A 19,178-nucleotide genomic window follows, 5' to 3' on the forward strand; every position below is an offset into this window, starting at 1 on the left:
GCCTCCTATAAAGGGAAACGGTCCATTCCTTTTTGAATCTCGGGACTGGTTTGTTTGTCTTTTTCAAAGAAAAGAATCAAAGCCGGCAGCAGCATGCCTCGGACCAGGAAGGTGTCGATCAGGATTCCAATCGCTACCATGAACCCGAAAATGAACAGGTCGGCAATCGGCATCGTTGTCAGGGCAGCGAATGTTGCCGCTAAAATGATTCCTGCGGATGAAATGACACCGCCTGTATTTCGAATCGCAATTTCCAGTGCTTCCTTCACTTTATGTTTTTGACGTTCTTCGATAAAACGCGACGCCAAAATTATATTATAATCGATACCCAGGGCCACAAGGAAGATAAATCCATAGACAGGAACTCGGGTACTGATGGCATCATACCCAAACAGCACGTCAATCAAGAAGACTCCAAAACCTAATGCGGATACATAAGAAAGCAGGATTGTTCCCATCATGTAGATCGGCATTTTCAAGCGGCGAGTCAGGACAACAAGCAATCCAAAAATCAGAGCCGTTTCAAGCAAAACGATTTTGATGATGTCTCCTTTATTATATTCGCGCTCATCGACAAGTTTTGGAGTGACGCCGCTATAATACGCCTCACCATCTAAACCTAAATCATCAAGGATTTCGGGTGTTTTATTCTGCAGATCCTCCATATAGTCCATCGCTTCAACTGAGTAAGGATTCATGGCGAGGGCAATACTGAACTTGGCAGCCTTGCCGTTATCAGTCATATCCGATAAGCGGACAGAAGCGATTTCGTCATCATTCTCCAGCATCTCGGTAATCTCGACAGCATCCACTTCTGTCAATGTGTTATCAGTTGCTATCAAAAGAGTAGTAAGAGCTAGCTCGCCTTTATCATATCTTTGTTCCACTATTTCATAGCCTACGCGTGAAGGCAAATCTTCAGGGAAGCTTTTCACCATATCGAACTCATATTCCAGATTGAAAACGTTCAATGCAGAAACAATCAGGATAATCGCGACCAGACCGCCGGAGAGCCCTGGCTTGTTGACAACGAATTTGGCAATCGGTCCCCAGACGCCATGCTTGACCTCTGTTTCCACTCCATACTCAGGTACCTTAGGCCAGAACGCCTTGCGTCCGAATAAAGTGAATAAGGCAGGCACCAGTGTCACGGAAGCGAGCATGATGAAAAACATCGCTGTCCCGAAAATCGGGGCAAAGTTCTGATAATCGCGGAAATCAGCAAACAGCAGGACAAGCATCGCAGCCAGCACCGTTCCGCCTGCAAAAAAGACCGGTTCACCTGTCGCACGTATTGCATGCTTCATCGCATCATATTTATTTTCATAATGGTTCAGTTCTTCGCGGAAACGTGAGAATACAAATAAAGAATAGTCAATAACAGCCGCGAACAGCAGGATACTCATGATCGAGGTTGTCTGGTTATTGACTTCCAGTCCGCCTGCTCCTAAAAGGGCAACACTCTGGTTGACGACTTGATAGACAATGGCCGTCGCCAATAATGGGATGATGGCCAACAACGGTGAACGATAGATCACAATCAGCAGGACAAGGATGATGCCGACCGTTGCCAGTAACAGAACAAAATCAGCCCGCTCAAAAAGCTTGATCGTATCACCGGAAATCCCGGCAGGACCCGTGATATAGAAAGCGGTACTTTCAAGCTTATCTGCAATTCCGGTCCCGATTTCCGTTGCCTTATCATTGATTTCAGCATATTCGTCATTGCCCAGCCCTTGTTCAAGCTCCAAAGGGACAATCATCGTGGATTGATCCTCGGAGACCAATCCACCAACCGCCTGCGGAGGAAGCGCGCGAGTATCAACGATATTCCTTACTCCTTTGATATCCTCTGTAATGATTCCATCAAGAATTTGGTTCACTTCGTCGAGATTTATGTCGCCATTCTCGTTATGGAAAACGAGAATTCCAGGAGTACCCTGTTCACTCGGGAAAAATTCCTCGGTTTTATTTTGCGCGATGAGGGACTTTGCCTCATCCGGCAGCGATTGAAAATTGTTGATTTTGTAGTCACCCAGCTGCGGGCCTGCGCTTAAGCCAAGCATCAGCACCAGCCAGGCAATGATGGTGATCCACATCCCGCGTTTTGTTGAAACCCAGTCTGTAATGGAATAGAGCATTTTCTTCATGATTATATCCTCCTATGTTCTTTTCTAAATCCCTCTTCTTCACTCAATCCTGGCCAATCAAAATACAAAATTCGGAATGAGCACTGAACAATGAACATCATAAACGATGAAAATAAACACAACCTCAACTTTCAGTTACAATTCATAAGAGGATTCTCATAAGTAAAAGGAGAATGATTAGGAAGGCATGTAAATCAGGAGGCAATCCCATGGATTTCTATGACAAATTAAAAAGTAAAAAAATTCAAATCAGTAAGGCAGAAGACTTCGGCTATGATTTAAGGCAAAAATGGGAGTCTGCTTTTGCTTCACATTTAAGTTCTAAGGAAAAAAGACAAATATTTCTTCATGATAAAGGCGGAGCCAGCGGTTTTCTGTGGCATCTGTTCAGTTATGAAAAAAGAAAATGCGAAAAGGAAGAACAAGCGGAGCAGGCATTCCACAAACAATATAAAGATACTTGCCTGATTTTTTTTCAGCATTCAGATGAGGTGTGGCTGGTTAAGGATGCATGGGATTTGAAGGCGAAAGATCTTTTGAGGGCCGATGGTGAGTATGCAGATTTGTATGTTGTCGATCTTGACTATAAATGGACATTTGTCGTCACTCATGAACAAGGATGGATTGGTCCGTTTTTTTGCAGAAAGGGGGAATAGAAATGTTCATAAGAAAACTAGTCTCTGCTATAGGCGCAACGGTGGTACTGGTGATCTTGTTCTCGATTCTGGATCAATCAGGGATAGGGTTATTTTTTGGTATGTATATCCTGCCGATCATCTTAATCTACGGAATTCCGTCTTCAATACTATCCGATTTTCTCACGCGGAGAACAGATGGGGTAAATAGAATGGCAGCTGCCGGATTCCTTCATATTTTACTCGGGGCGCTGTTTGTTGCCGTACCTACTTTCATATTTGACGCTTCAAACGGAAACTGGATAAATAGTGTATGGAACAACAGCTTCTTCTTTTTTACAGCTTTGGTGTCGTCCTTCATCTTCTGGTGCTTTGATGAAGCAATCAAGAGTGAGTGGTTCGGTCATTTAAGAGGGAAATGTCGGGGACTGTTAAAAAGGTTCGGGGATATGAGAGTTTAGCCGGGAAGGCAGGAATTAAAGGAAAGAGGGAGGATCGTAATATGCCAAATATCGAAGAGGAATACCAGAGCGGGTTCGAGATGGAAGTGAATGCCCCCTATTCATTAAATTACTTATTAATGATCCAAAACATTTATCTAAACAGCAAAAATACAGAAGCTGTAATGCCATTATTCCCATATGTAAATACTTCAACGTGGGGAATCTTAGAGGAAGAGTTTGAAGAAACTTTTACGCAAGTCTGGGAGGCATCTGTTCAAAAGAATTCTCGAGATTATATGTATGACCACAATGGAGTATTTCAGTTGGATAAAGAACTGTATCAAAAGTTGTTTCAAAACAGTGAATCTGGATCATTCGGATACTCAGAAAGTGTGAAGTTCTTTCTAGCCTGGTGGAATGGTTTTCATGGAAAAATCGCCATTGAGGCCGTGTTTGATCACGACAAAATGGAGAAGGTTTATAAAGAGTTAGCTTCATACATAAAAATTGATAAACGATTAAGGATTCATTTGGTCTATGACAAACCCGTATTAGCTGATAGAGATGACCGTTCCTGGTATGCAGTGATGCCGATCGAAGATGTTTTTATCACTAAAAAACGTCCTGAGTTGCTATCATATCTGTTAAAGTGCTGTCAGGTTTAGTTTGAATTTGTGAATAATAATGGAGGTAACCTTTTGTTTTTATATCATAGGTATGATCATAACTTAAGTATATCCCCGCAAAGGATTTTAAAAGAAGGATTGGACCATAGAACAGCCTCAAAATGGTATTCAAGAGGCGCGAGATTCTTTCCGGAACTAACAGAAAGGTTCAGACCAGAAAATTCACCAAAATGGATTGATTTCAAAATTGCTTTCGGTGCAGATTTGGAACCTTACGAAAAACCGTATTTTCGTTTTCCTGTGTTCAGTGATAAGATCTTAGTTTTTAATTTCGAGATATCGAGTGATCTATTTGCCCACCTTGAGGATCTATACGATGGAAGCAAAGGGAACTTTGTTGATGGATTGCCATCAAAAGAGGAATTAGTGAAGAAATATTGGAGAAGCATGATGCCTCTTTCCGAGTATTTGGCGCAAAGACCATTTAATAACCCGGAGGTTTACATTTTTGACCAAGTACCAGCAGAGTTAATTGAGTATATGGAATGATTAGGCGTAGTGCACAGTCGCTTATTGCATAGTTGTACAAGAAAAAAACACTTTAGGTGAAAATTACAATAGTAAATAATAGGTGAGTAATAGTATGAAGATAGAAGTTGGATATTTGCCAAAAAACTATTTTAGCGGGCACTTTCCATTTGAATTAGATGGAGAATATATATATTCCGTTGAAGTTGATCCCTGTGGATCGGATCCCACTGGTTTTTATTCTGATTGGATGAAGGAATTAAATCAGTTTCCGATTTATGCTGTCGTCACTCTTGATCTTCATACTCAAGAGGAAATAGATCGGTTGATCGAAAAATATAAAATAGACTGTTCAGTGTTTTTAATAGGAAATGAATCCTATAATAAGTTTATTTTGCGAAATGAAGAGCAATTTGGTGTGCTCCTCCCATATTTTTATGCTATTGGCAGTATGAACGATCTAGCTGTGTGGTCACTCAAGAAAGATATTTTTAGTAGTGACAGAAGAAAAGTAAATACAATCTTTAGACGAAAAACAATGGATATATTAGTGGCTACATTTAAGGGGGATACAACATTATTTTGGATAACGTATGATGGAGATGGATTAGATATCATTTCAAATCATCCGATCTTCCGAACAATGGAGGATATAGAGAAAACTCTACCCAAGGGCGTAGAAATGAGTGTAGTTGAATACGAGATGGGTGAGGATGATATTGAATAATCAGTTAATGATGTTCTTAAAAAATCCAGCTAGTTGATGTCCAATCTATTATCCATTAAGGGGCAGATTTCATCCAATATAGCTATTTCGTGGAGAATGTTTATTCATTAAGGTTAGAATAGGGGGACTTATGACATTCTTTAACAGGGTAAGTGATTTCTTTGGAATGACAAAACTTAAAGAGAGATTATTTTTTGAAGATCATGAGGGGATTTCAGAAGCAGACCGGGAATATATAAATCGTATTAAGGGACAAAACCCTTTTGGCATTATATCCATGTTTATGGGTGGAGTATCTTTTGCCTTTGGACCAATTTATGTTGCTTTTCCCATAATAACAATCATCTTTTGTATCTTAACATATGGAACTTTTGATAGAGATCAAGAAGATAATCCATGGACTTTTATTATAGGCGTTTCTTTGGCTTTAATAGGCTTATTTATGAATTTAGGTGGCGTAGTCCATGAGCTAATAGTCTAGCCAAGCTGTCTTTATTTGTGAAAAAATCCGGGTAGGTATACTGCTTCGCTGAGTTTATTTTTGTACATAAGAAGCAGTTTTGTTTAAGAAGAGACTTTAATAGGGGATTTGGTGAAGGGGAAAAATGAAAAGTTATATGAAATGGAGCTACTTTTGGGTATTAATAGTTGGCATCTTGATAGGTTATATTGGAATTCCAATGCTCTCACGATTGTTCAAGTTAATATAAGATTAAACGGAGGCTGAGATGCGAAAAGTTTATCTGGATAGAACAGAATTAACCGGAGCCATAAATGTCAATTTAACAGATACGGAGGTTATACTAGCAGGTACAACAATTTATCCTATGAGTGTTTATCATAAAAATGAGGAGTATCAAAGATATGCTAACGATTATGATATTCAATTTATCTTTGACGATGATATTCCACATTTGGAATTTTATACGGTTCCATATGTAGATATTATGGCTAAAGATAGTAAAGGTGGATTTATCGGAACTGTTGGCCAACAATTTGATTTGGGAAGTGACGCACCAATTTGTTATATCAATAGGAATTTAGAGTGCTTGATAATTTCTGAAAACGGAGAAGATTTTCTGCGTAATATAGAATCATGGCAAGACAAATTGAAACCGTATGATAAAATGGCGGTTTATCGTTCGAAAGCAGAAGCAGAAATGGAACTAGAGTTTATCGTTTTGTCTGTCTGATAGTTTTCCGTTATTATAATTTCAAATTGAACTAACGTGTGCGAGGATCTAAGAAGGATTAGGAACCTTTTTGTTGAATTCCTTACTAAACAAACGATTGAGGTTAGTTAAACATACATTATTAATTGTCCAATTAAACGTCTTGTAAGGGGTAAGGAAATGGATATTCATATATTGTTTTATAAAGTTTATCAAGGAAATGTTGCTTCCAAGGATTATATTCATTGGGCTTTACCCGTGTTATATCTGTAACATTATTAAGTCCAATAGTGTTGTTTAGTTTCCCAGTTGGGAAATGGACGGCAATTCTACAAGCGATTTTTTGGGGTATTGGCATCTTATTTATACTAAGTGCCGCTGATAAAAGACATTAAAAAAACATAAATTAAATTAAGTGAAATGTTAATTTTAGCAATAGTTTACAACCAGTGGCACATGAGTATATGGAGGTATCGTTATGTGGGTAATATTTGGGGTTATTGCAATAGTAGCAACTTTAATAAATCTTTATATGTATAAAGCGGGTAAGGATTATAATCTCGCTATGGCGATGGCATTATCATTTACAGCTTTAACAGTTTGTGCAGATTACAGTTATCTAACCCGGTGGGTAAAAGCAGAAGATTGGGCGGCTTTATCGGATGTAATACCTGGTATGGCAAGGGCATTTTGGCTTTTGACAATTATATCAATCTTACTAAATATAGCACCTATATTTTTAGAACGAAAACGAAAGAACTAATGACTTCTTGTCAGATCATTTCAATGTGCAATTAATATGAATAAAAAAATTTACGCTGGTATTTAGCTAGTTTGCAAAAAAACACCAACCTTTATATTTAAGGTCAGTGTCCATCTTTTATTTCCGCAAAATCTTTTCCATCTTTTTTCCTCTTGCCAGCTCATCGATCAGCTTGTCCAGGTAACGAATTTCTCTCATGGTTGGTTCTTCGATGTCTTCCACTCGGACTCCACAGATTACACCTTTAATCAATTCCCTTGAAGGATTCATGTTAGGAGCTTCTGCGAAGAAGGTCTCAAAGTCTGTATGCTTTTCCAGTATTGCTTCTAATTCATCCTGGCTATACCCTGTCAGCCAAGTGATGATTTCGTCGACTTCTTCTTTCGTACGTCCTTTTCTTTCCGCTTTATTTATATAGTGTGGATAGACACTTGCGAAACTCATTGAATAGATTTTATGTTTGCTCAAGATCCAAACTCCCTTAGAAACGTTTTCTCCATTATAGTACGAAGAATTGGCGTGTACAAATGTGAATTTTATTGGCGAAATCAAAGGAAATTGACCTGGTGAGAAAGAATATTAAAGCATAATGAAGCAAGGGGTGTGGTCGATGGCTAAGACAGTGCTTTCCAACAAGGGAAGTAGAATTCCCAGAACCTTTCACGAAGGAAGTTCTCTCCTTCGTATGTTCCGCTTTGCCTTCTTAGTATTTCTTTCCTTCTTATTGGTGTATATCTACTATCTGCATCTCACAGACAATCTTCAAAAAACCATTCTGCACATCTGGTCTAATCATCAGCAAGTCATCATTTCCACTTCGATTTTCGTTACTTATACAGGAATTGTTTTTCAGTTGGGTGTTTGGAGAGGGAGAAGAAGGTGAATGAAAGCAGGGCGATGAGATTCTCTGCTTTTTTTACGTGTTCAGAGCCATCCAATAAAGCTGACTCCATATCCTTTCACCAATCAATGTCATAGGTGATATACTAATGGTCTAATATAATAGAAGAAACGGATTAGAGCAAAGGAGTCAAAAGTATGGCCAATGTACATATTTTTACGAAGAGAGAAGAAATCGCCAACGCAATCATCCATGGAATCGGCGGACTGTTAAGCATCGCAGCCCTCGTCATCCTGATCGTGTTCGCTTCCCTGTACGGAACGGCATGGCATGTCGTGAGCTTCACCTTATTCGGGGCAACCATGGTTTTGTTATATACATCCTCAACACTCGTTCATAGCTTTCCGCCTGGCAAAGCAAAGGACATCTTTGAAGTCATGGACCACTCATCCATCTATTTCTTCATTGCCGGCACCTACACACCGTTCCTGTTCATTGCTGTAAAAGGAGCATTAGGATGGACGCTGTTTGGAATTGTCTGGGGCCTTTCCATCGCAGGAACCGTATTTAAATCATTGTTCGTCAAACGCTTCCTGCACACCTCCACCGTGTTATATGTTGTCATGGGCTGGCTGATCGTCTTTGCCTGGGGACCATTGACACAGAATGTATCTCCACAAGGACTGCTGTTCCTGGTAATCGGTGGAGTTTTGTATACAGTAGGAGCGGTCTTTTACGTCTGGCGCGGATTCCATTACCATCATGCAATTTGGCATATATTTGTTTTAGCAGGATCAATCATGCACTTTTTTGCGGTTTTGAGTTTGTTGCCGTGAAATTAAATAAACTCCCTGGGTTTGGAGGCGTTTTGAATGCTTCATGTGAATATAAAAAGGCCGGCCACAGAAAATCGTGCTTTCATAAGCATATAGTTAAGGAAGATGATTTACTGCATATGTGGTTCACATAAGCTGTAGTCCATTTAAAAGATGTATAAAAATTGTATAAGTTATTACAAGCCTTATCCTTGAGGGATAGGGCTTATTTTATTATGGACCTAGATTTACTAATTCTTTTTGGCTACTCCGAAGTTAAAAACTACAGGATAATATTGGGTCTTTTGATTCGTTTTTCTATCCTTGGAATAAACTTGAAGGAATGCGAATTTTTATGCAGAAATAGAAGGTGTAAATATTTCGAAATACGTAATAGATTAAAAATACAGCTTTAGGACAAGTTTGTTGTGAAGATATATAAACCCACGCCAATTAATTTCGGAATATTCGTAAAATTAAAATTCGAATTAACACCAAGCTTTCAATCAAACTATCCTTTATGAATTCATCAATAGAATTCCCCACCTTGCAAACTTCCGATTAAGATTCTTTGATTCCCAGATTCCAGACAGAGCATATTTTGCACGATTTCCTATTATGCCTACGGTGAATGAACTTTAGGGAGGTGATAAAGCCAGAGATCGCATCAAGCTGGGAAAGGAGGCGATAAAAGAATTTATAACGATGAAAAATGGCGACATAACGAAATCTTTTAGGTAATTTAACTTTTTAACCTACATAAAAAGGTAGGGACTTTTTCTTATTAGGAGGAGAATACATTTGAAGATTATAGGTAAAATTGCAGCCGCCACTACCACTATAATGCTTTCGTTTTCTTCAACAGCCGCTTTTGCTGAGGAACCGGGTTTGGAAAAATTGCCCGACCCTGTGGATCCCCAGGCATGGGTGAATCCAGATGATATGACTTGGAATGATTATAATGCAATACCGGGCATAGATTGGAATTCAACGGATATTCAACCAGAAACAGAACTTAAAGGTGCCTTGATATTGGTCGACTTTCCGGATCAGGATTTTATCTTGACCCAACCAAAGGGTTCAGAGATTGCCGGCAATCCTCAAGTGGATGCTGTTCCTCGTGAAGAACTTGGGGAATGGTGGGAGGATTTTCTGAATGTCCCTAGCAAACTCAACAACTATCAGACGATTGATGGCTTTTGGAAAGAGAATTCGCAAGGAAAATGGGGCGTCTCCTTGGATTCTTATGGTCCCTACCGCTTGGATAAAAATGAATTTCAGTATGGGCTTAACTATATGAATCCGGGCTCACTTCCACCTCAATATAGTGGTGGAAACCTCTTTCAGGATGGCGTAAATGCAGCAGCAGCTGACATTGCCGCTGCTGGAGAAGAATATGACTTTGCATTCATCGTACATGCTGGTTATGACGAATCAACCGTATGGCAAGAATTCGGCGAAATGATGTTTCTTAATCAAGACTCGGTATCTGATACGTTTGGGCCTCCGGACTTACCTGGATTTGAAAACATGCCGAACTGGGCAAAAACTCGTTATGTCCCCTGGACTTCCTGGTATGCAGCCAAAACGATCTGGTCGGCGGCATCTAGTGCAGAAATAAATGGCAAAAGGATTCGTGTCTCAATCCAGGGCGAAAGCGATGGCATGGGAACATTTGCTCACGAATTTGGCCATCTCCGCGGTCTTGGTGATAATTACAATAACGCATCCCTTGACCCTAGAACCTATTCTGGTTATTGGGAGACGATGAGCCGCGGCTCATTCAATGGTCCTGGCGGAACGCACACTCGCTGGATGATTCCATCTACTCTTGGCGCTTCTATACCGGCACCGCATATGCTTCGTAATAAGATGAAACAGGGATTTGTATCCGATGATGAGGTCTTGAAGCTAAACCGTGATGAATTAAAGGAATCTGGACCGGTGTTTGCAGATATTACCGCACGTCAGGCACCAATTGGCAGTAACTTCGGCAGAACCGGACTCCATGGCATCAATATCAGCATGGACGATTCTACACCAACAGATTACCTGGCCGGTGACTGGCGGAACGATATTCTTTCCGGTCGAACGTACAATAACTACACCCTTGAAGTGGTAGACCGCGTTGGTTCGGATTCTTTCGCAGCTGATTCTGGCGTCTTGATTGCCAAGACGAAAAATGCGGAGTCTGCCCCGAATATCTGGGTAGTTGATTCACATCCTGAGGATATCAATCTGAAGGACTTTACTAGACCTGACGGCACCACAGCGATGGTGGCCAAAGGTGATCCACGCCAAACCCTCGATGCTTTATTCAAAGCTGGGAATGGGACAAGCTTGGTTGCCGGACAATTTGATGGTTCTATTGACAAAGACAGTGTTGTCAGTGAGTATATCGATCCTTACAATAAACTTCATTTCTACATTTTAGGGAAACAAAAAGATAAGGATGGGGTACTCCGCTATCAGGTTGCCGTCCGAAACACGGAAGGCGCAGGTGCATTTGATCGAGGAGTAAAGGTTAGCGCAGGCACTGTAGAGCCCGCTGTAGAGGACAAAGTAGCAGTCTATCACTTTAATGTCACAAATACCGGTAAAGCTAAGGACCTTATTCGTGTCAATGCTTCGGCAGGTGATGATTGGAACGTTCAACTTGATCACAATGTAATTGCGGTGGAACCAGGAGCAACCGTTGCTGTTCCGGTTTATGTAAAAATACCGAAAGGCAAGACAGCACCAGCCAAACTCACCTTTACGGCCACTTCAGAGATAGACGCTAATCAAAGCTTTACAGATTCGAATTTCTTGCCTGGCAGCCTGAGTGCAGCAGGTATAAGCTCTGTTATTGATAGCTTTGCAAATGAAGGGTCTATCAAAGCTGGTACAGCAGAGGCATTGAAAGCACATGTGAAAACGGTGGGGCAATTTGAAAAGAAAGGATCTGCCGATAAGGTTATCAAACACATCAACGATTTTAAAAGATTCCTAGAACTCAAAAAAGAAGAAGATCAAATTTCTGCCAAAGCGTATACCAGTTTGAAAGCATATGCTGATTCAATGGTTGAGGTTTGGGAATAGGCTAGGTTCAAAGATCACCTTTCCAATGCCTGTGATGGAATTAGAATATGGGGGAAATAAAAGGCTGGGACAGTTATCAGACTGTCCCGCCTCCTTAAAGCTGGTTCATAATCAGTAAACTAAATATAAGGTAGGGTGCTAGTAGCAATGATTTTAGGAAGTTGTCAAAAATAGGAGTGAAGATAATTGATTAAAATAATCAAAATTGCTGCCGTTTTATCATTGTTGTTTTTAGTTGGTGCCTGTTCGACTCTAACTTCAGGAGAAGAACCCGAGTTACTTGTTACAACGGAATACGGAAATATCTCAAAAGATGATCTATTTAAAGAAGTGGCAAATTCCGAGCGGGGAAAAGAATTGATCCAAAAGCTGGTTTATATGCAAATTTTAAAAGGCAAATATGAGGTATCTGAAAAAGAAGTGAACCAGCGGCTGGGCGAAATAAAAGAACAGGTCGGTGATGAAGAAGCATATACGATGTTCCTGCAAAAACAGGGCTTTAATAACGAAGAAGAATTAAAGGATCATATCGAACAATCCCTTTATTTCTTTAAAGCAACAACAGAAGGGGTGGAAGTCTCAGATAAACAAATAAAGGATTACTATGAACAGCATAAAGATCAATACACGGAGGTTAGAACCAGCCATATTCTCGTGGATGATGAGTCAACTGCTAAAGAAATAGAAAAGGAGCTAAAGAATGGAGCCGATTTTGCAGAATTGGCCAAGAAACAATCAACTGATCAAGTGTCTGCAGAAGAAGGCGGGGATTTGGGTTATCTCTCCGGGCGAAGTCAAGAAATGGATCCGACATTTCTTGCAGCGGCTATGAAATTGAAAAAAGGTGAAGTGAGCGAGCCGGTCAAGACCGTATTTGGTTATCATATCATTAAAGTTACAGAGATAAAGGAAACGCCATTAAGCGATGTGAAAGATCAAATTAAACAGGCGCTTATGAGTAGAGACGCAAAACCGGTCCAGGAGATATTAAACAACTTGAATAAAGAAATTGAGATTGAAGAAGCTGCTTTTAAGGATGCATTTAAGGATGTGGAACCTAAATAACCATCCGCCCAAGGTTAAAATGTTCAGCGTAGTTGGGAGAATTATCGTTGTACTTTACACCAAATACATAGTTAATGGTGTCCTATATAAATGAATTTTCTGGAAGAATAGATCAAAAAACCAGCCAAGCAGCACCTTAACATAATATTGTCTAAACCAGCGACAGCTATATGCTGTCGTTTTTTTTGTTGTTCTGCATAAATGTTGCACAAGGTAAACAAATGGTCATTATAGTGCGTGTTCAACGCTTTTCCGTAGGTATCTAATGGTTTTAAAAAGGAGTAACCACCTTGGAAGAGAAACAGACCATTAAATTCGGCCACAAACTAAAATTGTTACGCAAGAAACATTTCCTAAGCCAAGAAGATTTAGCAGAATTAAGCAAGCTTGATCGAAAATACATAAGCAATTTGGAAAGAGATGTATCTAGTCCAACCCTTGAAACATTGTACAAACTAGCCGCAGCATTCGGCATAACATACTTGGAACTGAGTCAGGAAATTAGTGAAGTAGAAGAAAACCAAAATTACCTTATCAGCGCCACAAAAGAGGTAGAAGAAATAAAGGCTATGCAAAAAAATAAGAAGCAGTAGATTCCCATCCCACTGGAGGTAACTATGCAGACAGTAGATATTATTGATCGAAAAGTATCCTAATTCGTCAATGATTATAACGATGAGATTGAGATGGAAATGATTAAGTATTCAGACCATTACAAAGTAGTTGTGACGATTTGCCAGGAAGAGCCGCCTTATAAGGATTTTATTGGGGTAGGGACTGATAAAAGGAGTGCGAGGAGAGCGGCCAAAAAGGCGATGTTGGTATTGTATCAACGCGCTTATCTAGAGTTGAATCATTATAAATGATACAAAAGGGTAGTAATCAGAAATTTTGGTTACTACCTTTATTTATATTTGGATAAATCCGTTTTATAGGATGAAACAAAGGAAAAAGGCAACCGCCTAGGAATTACATAAAATGAATACTAGGTTTCCTAGTCTGGATAAGGATTTCTTTCAAAAAAAAGAACTTTTTTACTTAAAGAATTTTCCTAGTGATTATTCAAGATATTGGATATGCATTTTTGCCTATTTCTTATACAATAGAATTATATAGATATATTAATTAGGGGTAATGACAATGAACGCTTTTCCATCTGAAAAGGATATAGAACAAACACTTACTTTATTATTGGATGAATATAATGTTCCTGATTCAATTATTAAAGATATGTTTGGGCACCAGAATTTCATTAATTTAAATTCCATTTTACATTCATTGGATAAGGATAAAGTGGAAATCAGAGAGCTTACTAGAATGCTAATTATAGAAAAAGGGGTTTACCTGTTTTCCGGACACGACGAAGCTATTCGTTCACTTAGAAGTCATCTGCTGCGTCAACTTAATACCGATGCTTTAGAGGAACTTTATAAGCGGAATCCTGCCCAGGGGCGAACAATCAATTCTCCGTCCTATATGATAAAGCCGTTGTCGGAGAAGAAGTGGATTGTTGGTGGTGCATGGCCACGTGACTTTGTAAAAACTCTGGGTTTTCCTTTGGTTTTTTCCGGGATTTCAATTCCTAAATCATCTTCTACAGAACCAGTTGTTGATATAGAGGCCAGAAAACCGGTGCCGCCTCTTGCCGACTTTCAGTTTGGTCTGAAAGAAAGGATGCTTGAGGTATTAAATAGACAAGGAGATCGTACTAGGTGTGTAGTTACCTTGCCAACCGGCGGTGGAAAGACACGGGTTGCTGTTGAAAGTTTTATTGAATGGATGCAGATAAGGTTTTCGGAAGGAAAGTATTTGATCTGGATAGCACAGAGCGAGGAACTATGTGAGCAAGCTATTTCCTGCATTATAGACATGTGGCAAGAAAAAGAGTTTCCTGAATCGTTGCGGATTTACCGATACTTTGCCGGTAAAAGAATCCAGGAGGATCAGTTGATTGGTGGGGTGGTCGTAGCTAGTATACAACAGCTTTATTCCAGGATAATGAATGAAGATAAGGTAGTTAATGAACTACTAAAAAACTGTGGAGCAATGATTATTGATGAGGCACACCATGCTGTAGCACCTATCTATCGTACACTGTTGAAAAAGTCAGAGGAATTATGCGGACCGGAGTTGTTTCCTATTTGCGGCCTAACAGCTACGCCAGGAAGAAGCAATGAGGAAACTACCATGCTGGTGGATCAATTCCAGGCATATTTAATTCAACCTAAACTTCCGCCTGACAGCCGTTATTATAAAAATCCATTGCTCTACTTCAGAAATGAAGGGTATCTTGCCAAACCACGACACATTGTATATCAGTCTGGAAGCAGTATTGAAATCAATGAAGATGACGTTGAAGAAGTTGAAGGAGACTTTAAATCTGAGTTCCTGGAAGTTCTTGCAAATGACGAAAGTCGAAACAGAACAATTATACAACATTTGCTTGATATTCCTGAGGGAAAACCGACACTTATTTATGCTTGTACTGTTAAACATGCGGAATTTCTCGCTTCGGTGTTAAATGCAGTTGGTCGGAAGGCAGCTGTTATTTCTGCTAATACTCCCAAGGCTACAAGAAGGATGTATATTGACGCTTTCAAAAAGGGTCAAATCGAATTCCTGTTGAATTATGGTGTTTTGACAACTGGATTCGATGCGCCAAAAACTGAATATATTGTTGTTTGTCGGCCAACCACTAGTGTTGTTTTATATGAACAAATTGTAGGACGAGGTTTACGCGGACCTAGGTTTGGTGGGACAGATACATGCACGATTATAGATTTTGCTGATAATCTGACCAGACTTGGGAAACCGCTCGCCTATCGCCGATTTAATGAGTTTTGGGACAGCGAACCACAAACAAATGAATATCAGCCTATATGATAAACGGAGACCAGTTTGTAGCCCCAATTCTAGTTATAAGAACAGAATCTGCAGTGGTTATACGTCTCTGAAAATATAAAAACAGACCCAAGAGTCTGTTTTTATATTTTTATGTTGAAAAAGAACTCTTAATCAATTAGATGGAAATATCCACTATTCAATTCATTTATAAAGGATGAATATTCCTTTATTGAAACAATCGTGAGTGTCTTTTTCGCTCTAGTCATAGCAACATAAAATTTCTTTCGCTCACGAGATAGAAATTCATTCTCGTCCTCACCAGGGGAGGGGGCTTTATAAGGCATTTTACCTTTTTGTAGGTCAGTTACAATGACATGGTCAAATTCTAAGCCTTTAGATGATTGGAATGTAATCAATTTTACTCCAGGTGAAATTATATCAACTTCATTGTCTTTAACTCTGTATACAGGAATACCTTTATCATCCAGTACCTTTTTTATTTCATCCAGGTTATCATGTGAAAAGCCAATGATACCAATTGTATCGTTAGGGAATGAGGCCCTTAACCTTCTAACTTGATTGAGAATATGGGCTCTTTCTGCTTCTCTGTTTTCACACTTTTTTAATTCGGGAACTTTACCATTAATTTCTGGTTCCTGAGCTTTTTGATAATCTTCGTCTTTTATATATAGTTTATCTTGTTCCTGAAAATGGTTTGCCAGACGGATTATTTGTTTCGTAGACCGAAAGGTTTGTTTTAGAAAAATATTTCTAGAGCCTTTAATATCAACACCTGCCTGTTTCCAGCTGAAAGTTCTCCTGTAAATCTGTTGACCTTTATCAGCACCAATTGTAAGACTTTTTTTAGCCATCTTACTAATAGCCTTTATCTGCATAGTATTTAAATCCTGTGCTTCATCTACAAGAATGTGATCGGGCTTAATATTTTCAGGAATTTGATGGGACTTTTCTATAAGAATTCTCGCCAAGTCATCTCCGTCAATACCCTGTCTTCTTCGATCTCTGTTTAAGAGTTCATTGTATTTTTCAAGTACATCATAAATTGTATTACGATGCTCCTTCAATACACGTATATCCGTACCTCTTCCAGAACGTTTTATCGAAAGATATTCTTCTCTTGTCGCTATACCTGAACCTTTAATCCATTCAATCTCATCACACAAAAAAGTAAGTAAAGCAATATCCTGCCGTTTACTTTCTTTCATTTGAGGAAAGTTAACATTACTAGAATACTTATTTACAATATTCTTTGCATATTTAATCGTATCTTTACGTAAATCCCCAACAATTAATCGAGTGTGGGGATAGTCCGTATACCTGAGCATTTCTTGCCCCCACTGATGAAAGGTTTTAGCAGTAAGAGGAGTAGAATGCATTTTTAGAGAAAGTTGCCGGACATAATTGGTAAGTGCGTTACTATAAGTTAATACAGTTACTGTATCTTTTGAATTCTTTTCTTTTAGAAACTTCGCTCTGGCCAATAATATAGAAGATTTACCACTTCCAGGAATTCCTTGTATAAGAAGGTCTCCCTTCGGTTGAAAGGTAACACACTTTTGCTGAGTATCTGTTAATTTTATGGTAGACACAGCCATATATAATCCTCCCTAAAATAACTCCATTAATTTCTCTAATTCTTCTTGCTTTTCTTTTTCTAAAATTTCAAGTTCCTTTGTTGTTTGATCTATAAGTAATTTATCATCTTCTGATACTCCAGAACTATGTTCTTCATTAACCTCACTGTGGAATCTTTCATGGATTACATTGGAATGAAGACACTTATCTAAGAAACTTTCAAATTCATAACCTCTTTTACCAATTACATATAATTGGTCTTTAGCTCGAGTTAGTGCGACGTATAATAGTCTTTTCTCTTCCTCAATATCCGGCTGACTACTATGAGGGAATTCTCTATCTCCAAGATAAAGTACAAAAACAATAGGGAACTCTAAACCTTTTGCATCATGAACTGTTTTTATAGTAATTGATGAGTCTTCTTCTTCTACCTGGTAATTTTCTTGAACTTCTACTATATAGTCAGTAAGATCGTCAGTATCATAAGCTCCTTGTTCCATTGCTTCTTTAATGAAATCTACAATACCATCGTCTTTATCATTAAGAAGTGAAATAACTTCATCAAGAGGCTCGTCTTCGTAAATATCTTTTATTTTCAGTATTCGAGATAATAGAGATTCACTATTAATTTTTTTAGATAAGGAAGATACAGGTAAATTTTCATGAAGAGATAGCTGCTCTAATACACATGTCTTTTGTGGAGAGTATTCAGAATTTTTTCTGTACAAGATACATATATCTCCTGGTGAAACACCTTCATTTTCAATAAGATCTTTTACCTTTTTTGCAATAAACTTTGCAGCAAGCTCTATTGAATGGGTTTCTACCACGTGTGGTGCTAATCCATTCAGTGGATTACCCGGCTTTATTGAAGAGTCCTCAATAAAGTGATTTGCTAGCTGAATAATATTCTTTGTAGATCTATAGTTTTTAACCAGGTTTACAAAGTCAAAATTGTTAGGATCATAAGCTGAAAAGTGATTAATGAATCGATCCATGTTTTTGCTATTGGATCCATTAAAAGTGTATATAGTTTGATTTTTATCACCAACTACTGTCAGGGAATGATGCGGTTGTAATAATGAGTACAAAAATGCCTCTTGTGCTAGCGAAGTATCCTGGTATTCGTCGACAAATAAATGCTGAAAGGTAGATGTAATTTTATGCAAAGTGTGAGATTTTAGTTTTAATAGGCGTGTAGCTTCCGTTATAAGACCTTGATAATCCGTAACATTCTTAATTTTTTCAATTACACTTATTCTTTTCCAAAATGCCACTAAATCGTTAGATGTAATTAATATCCGACCATGTTGAAACATATTTATGTGGTATGTTCTATCCTTTGGAATACATTTCCAATCGTTAAGTGGTTGTTCCTCGAGTTTATTCCCCTGTCTAATCAAGTTATATGCATTCGACAATGCTGAATTTACAAGATCTCTATCTGTGTATTGAGGACAAAGGCCTTTAATTAGGTCCTGGCTGAAATTAAGAAATTCTTCAGTATGAATTATGTTAAAACCTGATCTGTACCGGGATTCCTCATAGTGAATACCAAACTTTATTGTTCTGTATGCAAGGCTATGAAAAGTTAAAATCGGAGGTTTTCCTCCATACCCAAGAATATCTGATAAATCGTCGATTTTTTTAATTAGTTGGTACTTAGCAGCTCTAGAAAAAGAGATTGCTAATATGTCATCAGTACTAACGCCTTTATCACTTAGTAAAAAAAGCATTTTTGCAGCAATAGTTGTTGTTTTACCTGTACCAGGACCAGCGGTAATTTGTAAATATTTTTTATTTGAAATAACAGCTTGCGCTTGTTCTTCGTTCAAATAGCTAAATAAATCACCCATAATTTTTCCTCTCAATAATATTATTCGACATAATTA

At 38.7% G+C, this 19,178-nt stretch carries 18 protein-coding genes; 14 read left to right on the top strand and 4 right to left on the bottom strand.

The annotated features are described in order from the left end of the window. Nucleotides 1–5: 5 nt before the first annotated feature. Nucleotides 6–2,150, bottom strand: a complete 2,145-nt coding sequence (locus RH061_RS10160) for an MMPL family transporter (RefSeq protein ID WP_311075798.1) — start codon at nt 2,148–2,150, stop codon at nt 6–8. A gap of 209 nt (nt 2,151–2,359) precedes the next feature. Between RH061_RS10160 and RH061_RS10165 the strand changes: the two genes are divergently transcribed. The 8 genes from RH061_RS10165 (at nt 2,360) to RH061_RS10200 (ending at nt 7,044) form a co-directional block, all read left to right on the top strand. Next, nucleotides 2,360–2,806 carry a DUF4275 family protein gene (locus RH061_RS10165; RefSeq protein ID WP_311075800.1) on the top strand — a complete coding sequence of 149 codons (447 nt, stop codon included), beginning with the start codon at nt 2,360–2,362 and terminating at the stop codon, nt 2,804–2,806. Between the two features lie 2 nt (nt 2,807–2,808). Continuing rightward, nucleotides 2,809–3,246 carry a hypothetical protein gene (locus RH061_RS10170; protein WP_311075802.1) on the top strand — a complete coding sequence of 146 codons (438 nt, stop codon included), beginning with the start codon at nt 2,809–2,811 and terminating at the stop codon, nt 3,244–3,246. A gap of 41 nt (nt 3,247–3,287) precedes the next feature. After that, nucleotides 3,288–3,893: a group-specific protein gene (locus RH061_RS10175; RefSeq protein WP_311075804.1), complete on the top strand. Its 606-nt coding sequence runs from the start codon at nt 3,288–3,290 to the stop codon at nt 3,891–3,893. A 33-nt stretch (nt 3,894–3,926) separates the two neighbouring features. Then, on the top strand, nt 3,927–4,403 hold the full coding sequence (locus RH061_RS10180; RefSeq protein WP_311075806.1) for a hypothetical protein: 477 nt from the start codon (nt 3,927–3,929) through the stop codon (nt 4,401–4,403). A 94-nt stretch (nt 4,404–4,497) separates the two neighbouring features. Next, complete coding sequence (locus RH061_RS10185; protein ID WP_311075808.1) at nt 4,498–5,109, top strand: hypothetical protein; 612 nt, start codon at nt 4,498–4,500, stop codon at nt 5,107–5,109. Nucleotides 5,110–5,239: 130 nt separating this feature from the next. Beyond that, nucleotides 5,240–5,590: a cell division protein FtsK gene (locus tag RH061_RS10190; protein ID WP_311075810.1), complete on the top strand. Its 351-nt coding sequence runs from the start codon at nt 5,240–5,242 to the stop codon at nt 5,588–5,590. Nucleotides 5,591–5,837: 247 nt separating this feature from the next. Then, on the top strand, nt 5,838–6,302 hold the full coding sequence (locus RH061_RS10195; RefSeq protein ID WP_311075812.1) for a hypothetical protein: 465 nt from the start codon (nt 5,838–5,840) through the stop codon (nt 6,300–6,302). A gap of 457 nt (nt 6,303–6,759) precedes the next feature. After that, on the top strand, nt 6,760–7,044 hold the full coding sequence (locus tag RH061_RS10200) for a hypothetical protein (protein ID WP_311075814.1): 285 nt from the start codon (nt 6,760–6,762) through the stop codon (nt 7,042–7,044). Nucleotides 7,045–7,161: 117 nt separating this feature from the next. Here the strand turns inward: RH061_RS10200 and RH061_RS10205 are convergent, their stop codons facing one another. Further along, nucleotides 7,162–7,512, bottom strand: coding sequence for a DUF2200 domain-containing protein (locus RH061_RS10205; protein ID WP_311075816.1), 351 nt, complete (start codon nt 7,510–7,512; stop codon nt 7,162–7,164). Nucleotides 7,513–8,082: 570 nt separating this feature from the next. On the opposite strand from RH061_RS10205, the gene trhA reads away from it, so the two are divergent. From trhA to RH061_RS10235, 6 genes are all read left to right on the top strand, one after another. Next, the gene (gene trhA, locus RH061_RS10210) at nt 8,083–8,721 is read left to right on the top strand and encodes a PAQR family membrane homeostasis protein TrhA (protein WP_311075818.1); all 639 of its coding nucleotides are present in this window, start codon (nt 8,083–8,085) and stop codon (nt 8,719–8,721) included. A 780-nt stretch (nt 8,722–9,501) separates the two neighbouring features. Continuing rightward, entirely contained in the window at nt 9,502–11,781 is a 2,280-nt protein-coding gene (locus RH061_RS10215) for a M6 family metalloprotease domain-containing protein (protein ID WP_311075820.1), read from the top strand. A 186-nt stretch (nt 11,782–11,967) separates the two neighbouring features. Continuing rightward, the gene (locus RH061_RS10220; protein ID WP_311075822.1) at nt 11,968–12,846 is read left to right on the top strand and encodes a peptidylprolyl isomerase; all 879 of its coding nucleotides are present in this window, start codon (nt 11,968–11,970) and stop codon (nt 12,844–12,846) included. Nucleotides 12,847–13,136: 290 nt separating this feature from the next. Then, a complete protein-coding gene (locus RH061_RS10225; RefSeq protein WP_311075824.1) occupies nt 13,137–13,439 on the top strand; it encodes a helix-turn-helix domain-containing protein in 303 nt (100 codons plus the stop codon). 93 nt (nt 13,440–13,532) lie between these two features. Further along, a complete protein-coding gene (locus tag RH061_RS10230) occupies nt 13,533–13,712 on the top strand; it encodes a hypothetical protein (protein WP_311075825.1) in 180 nt (59 codons plus the stop codon). A gap of 274 nt (nt 13,713–13,986) precedes the next feature. Further along, nucleotides 13,987–15,729, top strand: coding sequence for a DEAD/DEAH box helicase (locus RH061_RS10235; protein ID WP_311075827.1), 1,743 nt, complete (start codon nt 13,987–13,989; stop codon nt 15,727–15,729). Between the two features lie 128 nt (nt 15,730–15,857). On the opposite strand, the gene RH061_RS10240 is transcribed toward RH061_RS10235, so the two are convergent. After that, nucleotides 15,858–17,306 (bottom strand): 3'-5' exonuclease, encoded by a 1,449-nt coding sequence (locus RH061_RS10240; RefSeq protein WP_311075828.1) that lies wholly within the window; start codon nt 17,304–17,306, stop codon nt 15,858–15,860. A 12-nt stretch (nt 17,307–17,318) separates the two neighbouring features. Next, nucleotides 17,319–19,142, bottom strand: coding sequence for an ATP-dependent helicase (locus tag RH061_RS10245; protein ID WP_311075830.1), 1,824 nt, complete (start codon nt 19,140–19,142; stop codon nt 17,319–17,321). Nucleotides 19,143–19,178 lie beyond the last annotated feature (36 nt).

Source organism: Mesobacillus jeotgali (genome assembly GCF_031759225.1).
In the GTDB taxonomy this organism is placed as follows: domain Bacteria; phylum Bacillota; class Bacilli; order Bacillales; family Cytobacillaceae; genus Mesobacillus; species Mesobacillus jeotgali_B.